The organism is Kitasatospora sp. NPDC048715 (genome assembly GCF_043198905.1).
GTDB classification, from domain to species: domain Bacteria; phylum Actinomycetota; class Actinomycetes; order Streptomycetales; family Streptomycetaceae; genus Kitasatospora; species Kitasatospora lactacystinica.
Genome location: NZ_JBICVH010000013.1, coordinates 273,388 through 286,949, shown reverse-complemented (window position 1 = coordinate 286,949; position 13,562 = coordinate 273,388). Strand labels below are relative to the sequence as shown.

Here is a 13,562-nt window from a genome sequence, read left to right as displayed (position 1 = left end):
CTCCGACAGCTCCGACAGCGATCACAGGAAGCACCTCGGCATGGCCCACACCCTCTCCCAGCCCGACGAGACACCGGCAGCGCCGGTACCACCTGAAACCCCGATCGCGGCAGCACCCCCGACGGCCCCGGCGCTGGGAGTCTCCCAGGTCCGCCGGTACTACCAGCTCGTCGACGCCGGGGACGTGCCCGCGCTGGTCGCCCTGTTCACCCCGGACGCCCGCTACCACCGCCCCGGGTACCGACCCATGGTCGGGCACGCCGAACTGGAACGCTTCTACCGCGACCAGCGGGTGATCCGCACCGGCGTGCACACCCTGGCCACCGTGGTCACGACCGACGACGAGGTGGCGGTGCACGGCCTGTTCCGCGGCGTGCTGCACGACGGCGGTGAGGTCGAGCTGCGGTTCGCGGACTTCTTCCGGATGACGCCGCAGGGCCGCATCGCCGCGCGGGACACCTTCTTCCACGTGCCCGCGGTCTGAGCCGCGGCTCCAGCAGCTCCAGCGGCCGCAGCAGCTACAGCAGCTGCAGCGGCGCCAACGGCGACGGCCCACGCGGCCGCGCGTTCAACCCCGACGGGGACACTTCAGCACAGGAAAGCGGGAAGCAGTTGACCAAGACCGTCTTCACCTCCGACATCCCGGCGTTCGTCGGCAGCGGACGGCCGCCGTTCGACGCCCGGGCGATCCACGAGCTGGTCGCCGAACAGGCGGAACGGGCCCCGCACGCGCCCGCCGTCACCTGCGACGGACGGACCCTGACCTACCAGCAGCTCAACGACCGCGCCCACCGGCTCGCCGGGCGACTGCGAGCGGCCGGACTGGCGCAGGAGGACGTCGTGGGCGTGCTGGTGCCGCGCTCGCCGGAGCTGATCGTGGCCCTGCTCGCCGTCCTCGTCGCGGGCGGGGCGTACCTCGGACTCGAACCGGACGACCCGGCGAGCCGCCACGCGCTGCTGCTCAAGGACGCGGGCGCGGGCATGGTGATCACCGAGGAGGCCCTGCGGGAGCAACTGCCCGGCACCGTCGTCACGGTGACGGAAGGCCGCCCGGCGCCGGAGCCGGCCACCGGCCCGGCGGCTCCGGCCCGCCCCGGCGACCCGGACCGGCTCGCCTACGTCAGCTACACCTCGGGCTCCACCGGCGAGCCCAAGGGCGTCGGCGTGCCCCACCGGGCGATCGACCGGCTCGTCCGGGGCGCGGACTGGATGGACGTCCGCGCCGAGGACGTCTTCTTCCACCTCGCGCCGGTCGCGTTCGACGCGTCCACGTTCGAGATCTGGGCCCCCCTCGTCAACGGCTGCCGACTGGTCCTCTTCCCCCCGGTCGCCATCACGCTGGAGCACGTGGCGCGCCTCGTCCGGGCCGAGCGCGTCACGGTCCTGCTGCTGACCACCGGACTCTTCCACCAGATGGCGAGCTCCCACCCGGAGGCGTTCGCCGACGTGCGGCACGTCCTCACCGGGGGCGACGTGGCCTCGCCGAACCACGTCCAGCACCTGCTGGCCCGCCACCCGGAGCTGCTCTTCACCAACGGCTACGGACCGACCGAGAACACCACGTACACGACCTGCTGGACCAGCAGCACCCTCCCGGAGCTGCGGAGCGTGCCGATCGGCCGCCCGATCAGCGGCACCAGGGTCGCCGTGCTCGACGGCGACCTCGGCCCGGTGCCCGTCGGCGAGTGCGGGGAACTGTACGTGGCCGGGGCGGGCCTGGCCCGCGGCTACCTGGGCCGCCCGGCCGCCACCGCCGAACGGTTCCTGCCCGACCCGTTCGGGAGCGAGCCGGGCGCCCGGATGTACCGGACCGGCGACCTCGTGCGATGGCTGCCCGACGGCACCCTGGAGTTCGTCGGACGTGCGGACGACCAGGTCAAGGTCCAGGGCTACCGCGCCGAACCGCGCGCCGTCGAGGTCGAGCTGGAACGGCTCGCCGGGGTGCGGCACGCGGTCGTGCTGCCGCAGCCCGACCCGGCGGGCGGCACCCGGCTGCTGGCCTACGTCGTGCCCGCGGAACCCGATCCGGCGGGCAACGCCGAGCTCGGCCGGCGGCTGCGCCACGAACTGCGGGACCGGCTGCCGGGCTACCTGATCCCCTGGGCGATCCTCGTCCGTCCCGAGCTGCCGGTGAACCGCAACGGCAAGATCGACCGCCGGGCCCTGCCCACCGCCACCCGGGTGCCGCGCAACGTGCCCAACGAGTTCGTCCCGCCCCTCACCGAGGTGCAGACGCGACTGGCCGAGTTGTGGGGCGACGCCCTCGGCGTCGAACCGGTCGGCGTCGACGACGACTTCTTCGACCTCGGCGGACACTCCCTGCTGGCCACCGACCTCCTGGTCGCCACTCAGCGCGAGTTCGACGTGGACCTGCCCGCGCAGACCCTGTACCTGTCGCCGACCGTCGCCGAGCTGGCGACGGCCCTCACCGCCCGGATGCGGACGCCGGGCCCGGACGGCCCGACGGACGGCCCGACGGGGGACCCGGCCGACGGGGCGGGGGAGGGGCAGCCCCGATGACGGCGGTTCCCCCGACCACGCGCTGCCCGGTCCTCGCCCCGCGGCCGGTCGATCTGATCGACCCCGACCTCTACCTCTCCGGCGGGGCGCACGAGGCGTGGCGACGGCTGCGCCGCGACGCCCCGGTGAGCTGGCAGCCGGTCGGCGACATCGGCTACTGGTCGATCGTCGCCCACGCCGAGGCCAACCGGGTACTGCGCGACCACGACACGTTCACCTCCGAACAGGGCACCCTGCTCAACCTCCTCGGCAAGGGCGACCCCGCCGGCGGCCGGCAGATGGCCGTGACCGACCCGCCCCGGCACTCGCGCCTGCGCGGCCCGCTGCAGCAGGCGCTGTCGATCAAGACGGTGGAGAACGACCGGGAGGCGATCCGCCGGGCCGTCGTCGAACTGCTCCGGCCGCTGGCCGACGGAGGCCCGTACGACTTCGCCGCTGCCATGGCCACCCTGCCGATGGCGGTGATCGGCACCATGATGGCGCTGCCGGAGCAGGACTGGCCGCGGCTGGTCCGGCTCGCCCACGCCTGCATCGCCGCGGACGACCCCGAGTTCCAGCTCGCCGCCGGACCGGCGGCCACCCTCGTGACCGCCCACCGCGAACTGTTCGCCTACTTCCAGGACCTCGTCACCGCGCGTCGGCGCGCACCGGGCGGCGACCTGATCAGCGTGCTGCTCACCATGGAACTCGACGGACGCCGACTGTCGCCGGGCGAGATCGTGTCCAACTGCTACAGCCTGCTGCTCGGAGCGACCGTCACCACCGCCCAGCCGCCGATCGCGGCAATGGCCGAACTGGCCGGGACCGCCGTCCTGGACGACTGGGCGGCCCACCCGGAACTGCTCGGCAGCGGCGTGGAGGAGGCACTGCGGTGGGCCTCGCCCACCCAGCACTTCATGCGCCACGCCACCCGCGACGTCGAGATCCGGGGCGTGCCGATCCGCGCGGGGGACGCCGTCGTCGTGTGGCTGGCGTCGGCCAACCGCGACGAGACCGTGTTCGCCGATCCGGACACCTTCGACATCCGGCGGCGACCCAACAAGCACATCGCGTTCGGCGTCGGCGCGCACTACTGCATCGGACACACCGTCGCACGGGTGGCCCTGCGGATCCTCTTCGCCGAACTGCTCGGCCGGTTCACCGGCTTCGAACCCGCCGGGACGCCGCGGCGCATGCGCTCGAACATCATCGCGGGCTTCACGCACCTGCCGATCACCGCGCGGACCCGCTAGGAGCCGGAGCCGTCACCCCGGCCGCTGCCACCGCCGCTGCCGAACCCGAGAAGAAACCCCCCACCCGGAAGGTCATCAGTGGACGCTCCGACGGCCCGTACCCGCAACAAGTGGTTCCTGCGCGAGCCGTCGCCGGTGGCACCGGCGCGGCTGTTCTGCCTGCCCTACTCCGGCTGCGGTGCGAGCATGTACCGCCAGTGGCCGTCACAGGTCGACGGCGTCGAGGTCTGCCCCGTGCAGCCGCCCGGCCGGGAGAACCGGATGCGCGAGCCCGCCCACACCACCTACGAGGCGCTGGCCGACGACCTCTGCGAAGCGCTGCGCCCCCACCTGGACCGCCCCTACGCCCTGTTCGGGCACTGCGGCTCCGCGCTGGCGGCGTACGAGACCGCCGTACGGCTGGTCCAGCGGGGCTGCCCCGCCCCGACCCGGCTGTTCGTCTCCTCCGAGGTCGCGCCGCAGGACGGCCCGTACGGCCGCTTCCTCGGCATGAGCGACGACGAGCTGGCCGCCGAACTGCGCCGGCTCGTCGCGGAACTGGGCGGCACCCTGGAACCGAGCCTGCTCGCGCTCTACCTCGGCGTCCTGCGCAACGACGTCGACATGAACAAGCGGTACCACGTGGCCGAGCCGGTCCGGCTGCCGTGCCCGATCACCGCCATCGGCTGGACCGGGGACACGGGCATCGAGCCGTCGCGGATGACCGGCTGGCCGGCCTGCGGCGAAACGACCTTCGAACTCCTGGAGGGAGGCCACTACCGCTTCATCGAGGCGCCGGCGGAACTCCTGGCGCTCCTGGTCGCGGATCTGACGCCCACCCGGTCCCGCACGCCCTGACACCGGATCCGAGTGCGAGCAGCGGTGGAGCGGCGGGGGAGCGGTGGAGCCGGTACGCCCTCGGCGCGGACCCGATGGGCCCGACGTTGGTCCGCGAGCGTGATTCCGGCCCCTTCGCCGGTCGGGCGGCCCCGGACCCGCCATCCATCGGATGCGGTGCCCGACGCGGTGTCCGAATGCCGCCAGCACGCGGCCCCGTCCAGGGCGACGATCGGAACAGCCCGACCGTGCGGTGCCCGCGGCCCTCCCGGTCCGCGGGCCCATGCCCTCGCTCGTCCCCGCCCGTCCAAGGATCCCTCCCGTGAACGACACCCTCCTCACCGCCGACGCGCCCACCACCGCGGCGCCCGCCCCGGTCCCGGCCGTCCTGCCCGCGCTCGACTCTCTCGACTGGCAGGGCGTGCACGAGCAGTTGGACCGGGACGGTGCGGCGCTCACCGAGCCGCTGCTGTCGCCCGCCCAGTGCCGGGAGCTCGCCGCGCTCTACGACCGGCCCGAACTGTTCCGCACCACCGTCGACATGGCCCGCCACCGCTTCGGCTCCGGCCAGTACCGCTACTTCACCCACGACCTGCCCGAACCCGTCGCCGCCCTGCGCGAAGCCCTGTACCCCCGCCTGCTCACCGTCGCCCGCGCCTGGGCCGACAAGCTCGGCCGCCCCGCCCCCTGGCCCGACACCCTCGCCGATTGGACCGCCAGGTGCCACGCCGCCGGCCAGGACAAGAGCTCCCAGATCCTGCTGCGCTACGGCCCCGGTGACTGGAACGCCCTGCACCGCGACGTCTTCGGCGACCTCGTCTTCCCCCTCCAGGTCGTCATCGGCCTCGACGCCCACGGCACCGACTACACCGGCGGCGAGTTCCTCCTCGTCGAACAGCGCCCCCGCGCCCAGTCCCGCGGCACCGCCACCGTCCTTCCCCAGGGGCACGGCCTGATCTTCACCACCCGCGACCGCCCCGTCCCCTCCGCCCGCGGCCACCGCGCCGGCCCCGTCCGCCACGGCGTCAGCACCGTGCGCACCGGCCGCCGCCACGCCCTCGGCCTCGTCTTCCACGACGCCTGAGCCCCGCCGCATGGCCGCCACCGGCACGCCCGCGCCCGCGCCCACCGTCGGCACCGCCCCGGTCCCGTCGCGCCGCTACACCCTGACCGGACCCGACAACCGCCCCTACTCCAGCACCACGCCCGGCACCCTCGGCGGCCACCGGCGGGGCCGCCGCTACGGCCGCCTCGACTGCCCCTCGGCCCTGCGCGCCATCGCCGCCGGCGGCTACGTGCGCCACCGCGTCTTCTTCGCCGACGAGGCCACCGCGATCGCCGCCGCCTACCGGCCCTGCTCGGTGTGCCTGCCCGGGAGGTACCGGGAGTGGAAGACCCGTCAGAAGGACCGCACCCCGTGAACCCCAGCCCCGCCCCCGACCGCTCCCCGCTCCTTCCCGAACCCGGGAGCACCGCCTACGGCGACCTCCCCGCACCCGCCCCCCACACCGCCCCCGAACTCGCCGCCCTGCTGCGCCTGCTCGCCGAGCACCGCCGCCCACCCCTGCGCAGCGTCGCGATCGGGCACAGCCGCGACGACGCCTCCCGCACGGCCGCCGCCGCGTTCGCCGACGCCTGGCACGCCGCCGGCAACGCCGTCCTGGCCGTCGTCGACTGGCCCGAACAGGCCGCCTCCTGGCTGCGGCCCGCCCAGCGCCTCACCGACCGGGAACCCGATGCCCTCGTCATCGCCGCGGCCCCGCTCGGCTGGGCGCAGCTCGCCCGGCGCCTGCGCCACAGCACCTCCTGGCGCCCGGACCGCACGTTCGGCTTCGCGTCCCTCGCCGAGCCGGTCGCCGCGGCGCTCGCCGGGCCCGGCGTCCTGGACGGCGTGCGCGGCGCGAGCGCGGACGGCGGCACCTGGCGCATCGAATCCGGCTGGACCGCCTCCTTCCCGCCCCCCGCCCCGGGCGCCGCCGCGTGAACAGCACCCCCGCCCCGGGCGCCGCCGCGTGAACAGCACCCCTGCCCCGGGCGCCGCCGCGTGAACAGCACCCCCGCGCTGTTCGGCCCGCCGCCCGCCGGCTACGAGCGCCGCGAGATCGCGCCGGGCGCCGTCCACCTGCCCGGCTGGCTCACCCCCGACCGGCAGCGCGAGCTCGTCGCCGCGTGCCGCGCCTGGGCCGTCGGCCCCGTCCCGATGCGGCACACCCGGCTGCCGGGCGGTGGCGTCATGTCCGTGCAGACCGTGTGCCTGGGCTGGCACTGGCATCCCTACGCCTACACCCGCACCGCCGACGACGTGAACGGCCGCCGCGTCGCCCGCCTCCCCGACCGGCTCGCCGACCTCGGCCGCCGGGCGGTGGCCGACGCCTACCAGGACCCCGACCGGGGCGCCGCCTACGAACCCGACGCCGCGCTGGTCAACTTCTACGACGCCGACGCCCGGCTCGGCATGCACCAGGACAAGGACGAGCGCTCCCTCGCCCCGGTGGTCTCCCTCAGCATCGGCGACACCTGCCTCTTCCGCTTCGGCAACACCCGCGGCCGCAACCGGCCCTGGACCGACCTGACCCTGGCGTCCGGCGACCTCCTCGTCTTCGGCGGCCCCTCCCGCCTCGCGTACCACGCCGTGCCGAAGATCCTCCCCGGCACCGGCGACCCCGCCATCGGTCCCGCCCGGGGACGCCTCAACATCACCCTGCGCGTCACGGGCCTGACCGACCCCGCACCCGCTCCGACCGGATCGGCCCGGTGACCGCCCCCGCCTGGTAACTGCCCCCGCCCGGTGACCGCCCCCCGCCCGGCCACCGGCCGGGATCAGGGCCTTGAGGCCGCGTCAACCCCGGGCGTGCCGATTGTGAACGCCGCATTAACCCAAACTGGTCAGTGTGTGACATATTCTTCCTCGGCGGATGAATTCGGACCAATCGTCCTGAACCCGCCCGGAGGGCATCCCCTCACCCTCCCGTACCCTCAAGCACTCCCAGGAGAACTACCTTGAGCGACCGCATACCATCCGTCACGAACGCGGTGCGGCCGATACCCGGATCCCGGGCCCGGCGCGTGCCCGGTCGCGCGGTACTCGGGGCTCTCGCCACCACGACGCTCGTGCTCGCGTCGTCCGTGCCGTTCGCCGTGCACGCCGCCGCGGCACCGCCGGCGAAGGCCGGTACGAGCGGGGCGCAGCGGCCGATCGGTCCGAAGCCGGCGCTGGACCTGCTGGCGCACGGCAACCTCACGATGGCGTCCAACTCGGTGGTCTCCTGCGACCCCGAGGACAGCGACTGCGACCTCAACGCCTACAACAACAACCGGGTCAACTGGGTCAAGACCGACCCCAAGGCCCCCGGGAACACCGCCTCCGCGGCCACCCTGACCGTCCCGCCGGGTGCCAAGGTGCTCAACGCCCGGCTGTACTGGCAGTCCAACCCCGTCGGAACCTCGCGGCTGTCCACCTCCGGTGACGCCTCCAAGGCCGACCAGGTCGAGTTCAAGGTCCCCGGCGCCACCGGCTACCAGCGGCTCACCGCCGACACCTACGACTGGTTCGACCAGAAGACCGGCGGCACGCCCCCGGCCCCGCTCACCGCCCACGCGGGCGTCAAGGACGTCACCGACCTGGTGCGGGCGGCCGGTTCCGGCGAGTACACCGTGGCCGACATCCAGGCCTGTCAGGGCCGCTCCTCCACCTCCGACTTCGGCGGCCAGAACGTCGGCTGCTGGGGCGGATGGTCCCTGGTCGTCGCCTACGAGGACGCCAAGGAGCCGCTGCGCTACCTGCAGGTCTGGGACGGCTACCAGCTCATCCGCCCGCCCGAGCCCAGCATCACCATGACCCTCGACGGCATCCGCACCCCGGCCGGCCGCGCACCGGCCGCCACCATGGGCGTCATCGTCGGCGACGGCGACGCCCCCATCGCCGGGGACTCCCTGGAAGTCGGCCCCGACGCCGGTCGGCTGACACCGCTGCTGATGCCGACCGCCACCGGACCCGCCCCCGACAACGCCTTCACCAGCCGCATCGACCGGGTCGCGCCCGACGGCACCGGCACCAACCTCACCGACCGCAACCCGAACACGGTCAACAACGTCGGCTACGACGCCCGGACGATCGACGTCACCGGCAAGCTGCCCGCCGGCAGCAAGCAGGCCGTGCTCAAGGTCACCGGCCAGGGCGACGCGCTGCACCCCCAGGCGGTCTGGCTCGCCGTCGAGGCCCTGGAACCCGACCTCCAGGTCGTCAAGGCCAACACCCCGGCCGGTACCACCACCAACAACCCGCCCGGGCTCGTCGACCCCGGAGCCGAGATCACCTACACCTTCACCATCGCCAACCGGCACCCCGACGGCACCACCGCCGACCTCGACACCGCCACCGGCGTCACCCTGACCGACGTTCTGCCCCAGGGAACCAGTTACGTCGACGGCTCCGGCGCCGGCTGCACCGCCTCCGGACGCAACGTCAGCTGCCCCACCGCCGACCTCGCACCGGGCGCCGAGACCACCGTCTCCTTCCGGGCCAGGGTCGACGCCGGCCTCGCACCGGGCACCAGGCTCGACGACACCGCCTCCCTCGCCTACCGCGGCACCCAGACCGGCCGCGAACAGCACCGCACCAGCAACACCGTGCGCAACACCGTCGCCGAGCACACCGGCTACCGGGTCACCAAGACCGCCGACAAGAGCCAGGCCGCCCCCGGCGACACCGTCACCTACCACGTGGACGTCACCAACACCGGGAACACGCCCCTCACCGCACTGACCGTCACCGACGACCTGAGCGCCGTCCTCGACGACGCCACCTACAACGGCGACGCCACCGCCACCCTCGGCACCCCTTCCTACACGCAGCCGATCCTCACCTGGACCGGCGACCTGCCGGCCGGCGGCAACGCCCGGCTCACCTACACCGTCAAGGTGAAGGACCCCGCCGCCGGGGACCACACGCTGCGCAACACCGTGGTGGCCGACCGGCCCGGCGGCAACTGCCCGGCCGGTGCGACGGCCGGGGAATGCACGGCCACCGTGACGGTGACCACGTCCGCACCGTCCCCGACGGCCTCCCCGTCCACGTCGCCCTCCACCACGCCGACCTCCGCGCCCTCGCCGACCGCGACCGACGGCAACGGCGTCGACCCGGCGCCCACCGGCAAGCCGCAGCAGCCGGGCGGTAGCGGCGGTCTCGCCGCGACGGGCAGCCAGGTCGCGCTGATCGGCGGCATCGGCGCCGCCGTCCTCCTCGGCGGTGCGGCCCTCGTCCTCGCCTCCCGCCGTCGGCGCCACCGGCACTGACACCCCGTCCCGACCCTGACGTGGGGGGCGGCCACCGACCCTGTCGGTGGCCGCCCCCCACGGCTGCCCGGCAATGCCCGTCAGTCGGCCCGGCACGGCGCCGGCGCGCGCCCGTACCGGCGGGCGCCCGTACCGGCGCGCGATCCGGCTCAGCAGGGGCTGAGCCACCAGACCCAGTCCCAGGAGGCTTCAACGTCCCAGCTCAAGCCACCGGGTGAGGTCCAGCCGAGATTTCCGTTGCGATCGTAGAACTTGGCGTGCAATGCGGCCCGCTGATTGTTGATCCACGATCCGGTTCCGGTCCAGGTGATGCGATTCAGCTGATTGCAGGTGAAGAACTGCAGGGACGTGCCCCAGAAGTTCGGCAGGCTGAAAGCGCATACATAGGTGTACGGGCAGAACTCTTCCGGACCGTCCGGCGCGGAGAGATCACGAGCCCGCTGCTCCCCGGGCAACGGAACGAGCAGTCTCCCTCCCGCGCTCAGGTCGATCCTGTTGATGGCTGTCTGGGTCCCGCCCATTGTGGCCAGATAGCCGTTGACCGTGTCCTGAAGTGCCGCAGCCTGAGAAGTGTTCAGCCCGACGCTCCTCGCCTGGGCCGAGAAGTCGGGTCGGGCACTGTTCGGGCCTGCTCCGGTGACGGCACCGGCCGTACCCGTCGTCGCCAAGATCGTGAAGACCGTCACCGCTGTCGCGATGACGGCTTTTCCCAACGCTGTCAACCTGCGAATTCCATGCCTTGTCATCGAGCCGCCCCCTCCGAGAGATGCCCTCTTCTCGCACTGGAAACAACCTCTTTCGCGCGCGCCCGCTTTCCGGAGTCGACGCAATGGGAAGGCGTTTCCACAGGTGTGCGCCTTGAGTCGGGCTTTAACTATGCACCGGGGAGCGCAGGTTGAGGCAAGAGGCGGTGTCGATTCATTATCGGCCAAACTTCACCGAAGGTTGGCCCCCTCCGCGCGGTCGGTGGCGGTGAGAGCGGCGCGCCCGGCGAGCAGCCGTCCGCACAGCCCGAGGGCCTCCGGGCCGGACCGTGAGGGCATCGCCCCGAGCCCGGACTCGCACGGGCCCGTCGTGGAGAATCACCTCCATGCGCATCCTGATCGTCACCACCGGCTCCCGCGGGGACGTCGCACCGTTCACGGGCCTGGGCCGGCGTCTGACGGACGCCGGGCACCGGGTCGCCGTGGCCGCCCATCCGACCTTCACGACACTGATCGAGTCCTGCGGCCTGGAGCACCGGCCGCTGCCGGGGGACCCGGAGGAACTCATCCGCGCCAGGGCCCGCGCGACCTCCCCGGAGGAGACCCGCGCGCTGATGACCGCGTTCGTGGACGGACTCGCCGACGGCGTGGCGGACGCCGTGGCGGGCGGAGCCGACCTGCTGCTCACCGCCTTCGCCCCGTCGCCGCTCAGCCGCACGGCCGGGGAGGCCCACGGCCTGCCCGTCCTCGGCACCTACCTCACGCCCGCCTTCGCCACCAGGGAGTTCCCGCTGCCCGGCCCCGCCGGCAGCGAGGACCTGGGACCGGAGGGCAACCTGGCCGCCGGCCAGGAACGGCTCCGGAGCGCGGACCGGCTGTTCTCGGGCGCCGTGACCCGGATGCGTCAGCGCCTCGGCCTGCCCGGCACGACACCACCGCCACCGCTCGGACACACCCGCCCGGTCGTCCACGGCTACAGCCCCCTGCTGCTGCCGCGCCCGGTGGACTGGCCGGCCCCGGTCGACGTGGCGGGCTTCTGGTGGCCCGCCCGGCCGCTGGACTGGCAACCCCCGGCCGAACTGGTCGACTTCCTCCACGCCGGCCCGGCCCCGGTGTTCATCGGCTTCGGCAGCATGGCACCCGGCGAGGGCACCCGGCTGGGCGAACTGGTGACGGCGGCCGTGCGGCAAGCCGGCGTACGCGCAGTCGTCCAGGCGGGCTGGGCCGGACTGGAGGCGGCGGGCGACGGCATCCTCTCCATCGGCGACCTCCCCCACGACTGGCTCTTCCCCCGAACCGCCGCCGTTGTCCACCACGCCGGAGCCGGCACCACCGGCGCCGCGCTGCGCGCCGGGGTCCCCGCCGTACCGGTGCCCGTCATGGTCGACCAGCCGTTCTGGGCGGCACGGCTGCACCGGCTGGGAGTCGCCCCGCAGCCTGTGCCGTTCGCGGAGCTCACGGCCGAACGCCTCGCCGCCGCCATCACGGCCGCGCTGGCCGAGCCGGTCCGCCGCCGTGCGGCCGCCGTGGCCGGGCTGATCGCAGCCGAGGACGGCGCCGGTGCCGTCCTCGACCGCATCGCCCGGATCGACCGGAACCCCGGCCGCTGAGCCCCGCCGCCCAACCGCCCGCCGCCGGACCGTCCGCCGCCGGACCGTCCGGGGCGGGGGAGCCGAGCCGATCATGGGTGCTTCACAACGCACACGGTCAGCTGCGTCGGCCGGCCCTGATGCCGCAGCGGGTGGACCAGCAGCCGACGGGAACCAGCCGCTCTCCGTTCACCCGCACGACGACCGGCTTCCCGTCCTCGAAGCCGATTCGATCACCGACGGCCAGGAAGAGCGGTCCTGCCAGCTCGAAGGCGTAGCCGTTGTCGGTTTCAAAGTCCTCCACCAGAACCAACCGTGAGGTCGGCGTGGCCCCATCGGCAAGCAGTCGCATGCCGAGATGGTCCCACGCTGTGCGATGCCGCCACGGACCGGTCCAGAAGGCCGGCAGACCAGAGTGGCGGCCGGCACTAGCATGCGTGGATGGACCTTTCGCATCTCGGCACGCCGATCGGGCCGATGACTCGCGTCCACGGCGGGTTCGCCAACCGGATGTACCGGCTCGACACCGACCAAGGGTCGTTCGCGGTGAAGGAGTTGAACCTCGTCGACCGCCGCTGGACCTATCGTGTCGAGGACGTGTTCAGGTTCGAGCGGGCGGCCTTCGCCGCCGGCATCCCGATGCCGGAACCGATCTCGGCCGGCCACCGCACGCTCGTTCATCGATGGGTCGAGGGAGAGAAGGTGCCAGAGGCACCGGTGTCGGCGGCGTACGCGTTCGAGATCGGTGAGATCCTCGCGCGCGTCCACGCGCTCGACGTCGCGTGGCCCCGTGAGTCGATCGAGGAACCGACGTCACGGGACTGGCCCGAGCTCGCCGCGCGGGCGGCGGCGACCGGACAGCCGTGGGCCGACGAACTCGCCTCTCACGTCGAGACGTTCCTCGCGATCGCCCACTTCGTCGACACCTGCGAACGGCCGGGCCCCGTCGTGCTGACCCACGGGGACATCCAGCCGTGGAACCTGCTCGCTCGGGAGAGTCGGCCGGTGGTGCTCGACTGGGAGCTCTCCGGGATGCTCGACCTGTCCGGTGAGTTGGGTTCGACCGCGCTGAGCCTCGCGAAGGGGCCCGGCTTCGACGGCATCGAGCCCGCCGTCTTCCGCTCGGTCCTCGACGGCTATGTCGCGGGGGGCGGAGCGCTGCCGCCGTCAGGTCCGAGCTGGTTCGTGTTCATGATCGGCGGCTGGCTGGGCCACACGAGGTGGAACATCCTCCGGTGCCTCGCCGGTGTGGAGGCGAGCACCGGCCCCGACCTCGCGCTGTCGCACGAGTCCGTGCGCAACGGCGTGCGCGGCCTCCCCGACCTGTTCGGCCGGCTTCCGGAGCTCGGGGCGCTGCTCGTGTGACGGTTCCGGGTCCGACCCGAACGCGACACGATTCAAAGGGA

The 13,562-nt window shown here is 73.5% G+C and carries 13 protein-coding genes; 11 read left to right on the top strand and 2 right to left on the bottom strand.

The window, feature by feature from the left end:
* Positions 1–40: 40 nt before the first annotated feature.
* The 9 genes from ACGFSC_RS24780 (at position 41) to ACGFSC_RS24740 (ending at position 9,863) form a co-directional block, all read left to right on the top strand.
* Positions 41–484 carry a nuclear transport factor 2 family protein gene (locus ACGFSC_RS24780; RefSeq protein WP_359908901.1) on the top strand — a complete coding sequence of 148 codons (444 nt, stop codon included), beginning with the start codon at positions 41–43 and terminating at the stop codon, positions 482–484.
* 128 nt (positions 485–612) lie between these two features.
* A complete protein-coding gene (locus tag ACGFSC_RS24775) occupies positions 613–2,520 on the top strand; it encodes a non-ribosomal peptide synthetase (RefSeq protein ID WP_359908904.1) in 1,908 nt (635 codons plus the stop codon).
* Entirely contained in the window at positions 2,517–3,752 is a 1,236-nt protein-coding gene (locus ACGFSC_RS24770; RefSeq protein ID WP_359908907.1) for a cytochrome P450, read from the top strand. The genes ACGFSC_RS24775 and ACGFSC_RS24770 overlap by 4 nt, the downstream gene beginning before the upstream one ends.
* Positions 3,753–3,830: 78 nt before the next feature.
* Positions 3,831–4,589 (top strand): thioesterase domain-containing protein, encoded by a 759-nt coding sequence (locus ACGFSC_RS24765; RefSeq protein WP_359908910.1) that lies wholly within the window; start codon positions 3,831–3,833, stop codon positions 4,587–4,589.
* A gap of 367 nt (positions 4,590–4,956) precedes the next feature.
* Positions 4,957–5,652: a 2OG-Fe(II) oxygenase gene (locus ACGFSC_RS24760; protein ID WP_359908928.1), complete on the top strand. Its 696-nt coding sequence runs from the start codon at positions 4,957–4,959 to the stop codon at positions 5,650–5,652.
* Between the two features lie 10 nt (positions 5,653–5,662).
* On the top strand, positions 5,663–5,989 hold the full coding sequence (locus tag ACGFSC_RS24755) for a metal-binding protein (protein ID WP_359908913.1): 327 nt from the start codon (positions 5,663–5,665) through the stop codon (positions 5,987–5,989).
* Positions 5,986–6,552 carry a hypothetical protein gene (locus ACGFSC_RS24750; protein ID WP_359908916.1) on the top strand — a complete coding sequence of 189 codons (567 nt, stop codon included), beginning with the start codon at positions 5,986–5,988 and terminating at the stop codon, positions 6,550–6,552. Before ACGFSC_RS24755 ends, ACGFSC_RS24750 begins: the two co-directional genes overlap by 4 nt.
* A gap of 60 nt (positions 6,553–6,612) precedes the next feature.
* Positions 6,613–7,326, top strand: a complete 714-nt coding sequence (locus tag ACGFSC_RS24745) for an alpha-ketoglutarate-dependent dioxygenase AlkB (RefSeq protein ID WP_359908919.1) — start codon at positions 6,613–6,615, stop codon at positions 7,324–7,326.
* Between the two features lie 353 nt (positions 7,327–7,679).
* A complete protein-coding gene (locus ACGFSC_RS24740; RefSeq protein ID WP_359908922.1) occupies positions 7,680–9,863 on the top strand; it encodes a DUF11 domain-containing protein in 2,184 nt (727 codons plus the stop codon).
* Positions 9,864–10,012: 149 nt separating this feature from the next.
* Here ACGFSC_RS24740 and ACGFSC_RS24735 read toward each other — a convergent pair whose 3' ends face one another.
* The gene (locus tag ACGFSC_RS24735) at positions 10,013–10,576 is read right to left on the bottom strand and encodes a hypothetical protein (RefSeq protein WP_359914522.1); all 564 of its coding nucleotides are present in this window, start codon (positions 10,574–10,576) and stop codon (positions 10,013–10,015) included.
* A gap of 377 nt (positions 10,577–10,953) precedes the next feature.
* On the opposite strand from ACGFSC_RS24735, the gene ACGFSC_RS24730 reads away from it, so the two are divergent.
* A complete protein-coding gene (locus tag ACGFSC_RS24730; RefSeq protein ID WP_359914524.1) occupies positions 10,954–12,177 on the top strand; it encodes a glycosyltransferase in 1,224 nt (407 codons plus the stop codon).
* 97 nt (positions 12,178–12,274) lie between these two features.
* On the opposite strand, the gene ACGFSC_RS24725 is transcribed toward ACGFSC_RS24730, so the two are convergent.
* Entirely contained in the window at positions 12,275–12,460 is a 186-nt protein-coding gene (locus tag ACGFSC_RS24725; RefSeq protein ID WP_359914527.1) for a hypothetical protein, read from the bottom strand.
* A gap of 137 nt (positions 12,461–12,597) precedes the next feature.
* Between ACGFSC_RS24725 and ACGFSC_RS24720 the strand changes: the two genes are divergently transcribed.
* Positions 12,598–13,521 carry a phosphotransferase gene (locus tag ACGFSC_RS24720; RefSeq protein WP_359914530.1) on the top strand — a complete coding sequence of 308 codons (924 nt, stop codon included), beginning with the start codon at positions 12,598–12,600 and terminating at the stop codon, positions 13,519–13,521.
* Positions 13,522–13,562 lie beyond the last annotated feature (41 nt).

What these genes read in the sequence shown, in the direction of transcription:
- ACGFSC_RS24780 (WP_359908901.1), top strand. Translation starts at nt 41, where the DNA reads ATGGCCCACACCCTCTCCCAGCCCGACGAGACACCGGCAGCGCCGGTA.
- ACGFSC_RS24770 (WP_359908907.1), top strand. Translation starts at nt 2,517, where the DNA reads ATGACGGCGGTTCCCCCGACCACGCGCTGCCCGGTCCTCGCCCCGCGG.
- ACGFSC_RS24755 (WP_359908913.1), top strand. Translation starts at nt 5,663, where the DNA reads ATGGCCGCCACCGGCACGCCCGCGCCCGCGCCCACCGTCGGCACCGCC.
- ACGFSC_RS24730 (WP_359914524.1), top strand. Translation starts at nt 10,954, where the DNA reads ATGCGCATCCTGATCGTCACCACCGGCTCCCGCGGGGACGTCGCACCG.
- ACGFSC_RS24720 (WP_359914530.1), top strand. Translation starts at nt 12,598, where the DNA reads ATGGACCTTTCGCATCTCGGCACGCCGATCGGGCCGATGACTCGCGTC.